Origin of the sequence: Streptomyces chiangmaiensis, from assembly GCF_036281785.1 — a bacterium.
GTDB lineage: Bacteria > Actinomycetota > Actinomycetes > Streptomycetales > Streptomycetaceae > Streptomyces > Streptomyces chiangmaiensis.
Map to the genome: position 1 here is coordinate 1 of NZ_JAYWVC010000471.1, position 2439 is coordinate 2439.

Sequence of the window (2439 nt, forward strand, 5' to 3'; positions counted from 1 at the left end):
CCCCGGGTGCTTCGATCGAAGACCGGCCCGCACCGGACGGAGTGGCTCACCATTTCTGTCATCCTGCGATCGTCAACGCCTGCCGCTGTCCTCGGCGGGTCTACCACGCTCTCCAAGGTCACTCCCAGCAGCCTGACGTCTCCGGTCTCACACGCCGCGGCCGGTGCCGGGAACTTACGCCAGTTACAGCGAGCCGGACGACGCCTACAGGGTCCTGGACGGTCAGCCGTCCAGGGCTCGTTTACGTCCTGACGTCAGTCGGTACGGCTGCCTCCTTGAGCAAGCCCTCTGATGCCGTCACTGCTCGGGCAGAAGCCAACCTCGCGCGGCTGCCTTGAAACCCGCCTCGAAGCGACTGCGTGCACCAAGTTTTTCCATCAGGCTTGCAGCGAAGCGTTGAGCAGTGCGATGTGAGACACCGAGTCTTACTGCGATTGCTTGATCGGTAAGCCCTTGCCCAAGCAGGCGCAGGAGCTCCGTCTCCTGGGGGGTGAGGCCTCGTGCATCCTGTGGCTCGGACGTACCCAGCGGTGTCCCAGTCTCCCAGGTGGTGTCGAACAAGGCACACAAGGCCGCGACTGTGCCCTGTCCATGCAGAACTACTGCGCCGGCTGTGGCATCGACGGTGTTCACCGGCAGGAGGGCGCACTTACGATCCATGATGATCATTCGCACTGGAAGAGTGGGTACGGTGCGGGCTTGTCCTCCAAGCGACTGCAGCCAGGTGGCGTACTCCAGAGTGGGCCCGCCGTTCCGGATGCTGTCCAACCAGATCGTGCGCATGCGGATCCCACGTTCGAGCATGGGCTGGTCAACGGTCTTGGCTACCGCCAGGTCGCTCGTGCGGTGAGCATCTCCTGGAGCGAAAGTCATGATCTCTCTGGCAAGCCTACTGGTCAGTTCCGCGATGCGTCCCCGGATGGCTTCGATGCCCACCAGACGCTCGGCTCCGGGATCATCGCTGCCTCGGGCCAGGTCAGCACATTCAGAGATCAGTTCGGCGGCAGCCGGGCGGGAGACCTCGATCTGCTGCTGCTGTGCTGCCAGTTCCGCCTGATGACGGGCAAGCAGGTGTTCCATCCCGACCTCAGGTCTGACAGCTCGTAGTGCCAACTTCGTCGGCACTGATGAGTGCCAGGGCACTCAGCCGGTCAAGTGCGGCACCGATGGCCTCCTCAGGCTCTCCAAGTCGAGCACCAAGTTCGTCAAGACGAATCATCGGGTTCACCGACTGTCACCGCTATAGCCGGCAGAAACCCCGTCATACATGGTGTGGTTCAACTCGAGCCATTCCGTGACAGGTTCCGTTATGCGTCACCAGACGTGTGAGTACGACGAAGCGACCGACTCGATTATTTCACTTTCCATGCTCGGACCCGGCCGGATGGAAAAGTACCCTCGGACCATTGTCCGGCCCCTGTTCGTTTGTCTACGACTGGAGTCGGCCACCAGCCGATACCCCACTTCAACCAGATCGTGTTACGAGCCCTGTGAATCTCTTCGGAGGTGAGCGCCCGGGAGGAGCGACTTCTTACCTACGGCCCTCGGGAAAATAAGTTGCTACTCATCTCTCCGGGGCGGGACGGCTACCGGGGCCCTGGGATGCAGCCACGGTGCGAGCCCCGAGGGTCAGCGCCGCCCGGGCCGACGTAATCGCCCGTGCCTCAGCCTGCAATGCTGAGATGTCCACTGGCTATCCGCTGAGCTCGCAGTACCCTACAGGCGTCGGACATCATCATGTAGAGCGCGTTGCGGTTCGTCTCCAGCTCGCTGGCGAGCGTTTCCAGGGGGACCCTGTTGACGACGGCGGTGAAGACCTTCCACTGGCGGGCGCTCAGCGCTGTCTCGACTGCGTCGTGCACGGCTTCGACCAGTTCTCGGGCCTGCCAGTGACTGACGGGGCCAATACCGGAGCGGTCGAGTTGGTGCCTGATAGCAGGTGTGGTGTGGTGTCTGCGCTGGTGGGTGGCATGATCAGCACGTGACAATCATGGTCGATCGGGCGGTCCTGACGCATCGGCTGTTCACGGGGATCTCGCAACGCCATCTGGGCTGCCTCGTCCAAGAGTTGACCATGCGGTGGCAGGCCTTGGTCGAAGGTCGCCGTCACGATGCACGCGGCCAGGCCAGGAAGCCGGCGGCGAGCGGCGGGTGCCAGGCATCAGCTGGTGCTCGTCGACCGTGTGATGGCCACGCTCATTCATCTGCGGCACGCCCTCCTCGAGCTGCCGTGCGGCATCAACCGCTCCACCATCACCCGGGCCGTCCAAGAGATACACACCCTCCTGGCCGAACACGGACACGCGGTCCCCAACCGCACTGACCTGCGACACCGGGGAAGTCACCCTGGTCGGTCGCCTGCGGCGTTCACCAGTGTCAGGACCTGCTTGTCTTTGATTCGGCGAGAACTACTGAGACCTGTGAACTTGGTCATCCGGT

General features: G+C 62.9%; 2 protein-coding genes and 1 pseudogene. 1 reads left to right on the forward strand and 2 read right to left on the reverse strand.

Annotated features, from left to right (window positions below):
* Positions 1-297 precede the first annotated feature (297 nt).
* Both VXC91_RS44550 and VXC91_RS44555 read right to left on the reverse strand, forming a co-directional pair.
* Positions 298-1080, reverse strand: a complete 783-nt coding sequence (locus VXC91_RS44550) for a helix-turn-helix transcriptional regulator (protein ID WP_329513041.1) — start codon at positions 1078-1080, stop codon at positions 298-300.
* A gap of 584 nt (positions 1081-1664) precedes the next feature.
* Positions 1665-1862: a hypothetical protein gene (locus VXC91_RS44555; RefSeq protein ID WP_329513042.1), complete on the reverse strand. Its 198-nt coding sequence runs from the start codon at positions 1860-1862 to the stop codon at positions 1665-1667.
* A gap of 128 nt (positions 1863-1990) precedes the next feature.
* Between VXC91_RS44555 and VXC91_RS44560 the strand changes: the two are divergent.
* Positions 1991-2336 (forward strand): annotated as a pseudogene (locus tag VXC91_RS44560) (transposase family protein); the annotation flags it as partial.
* Positions 2337-2439: the final 103 nt, after the last annotated feature.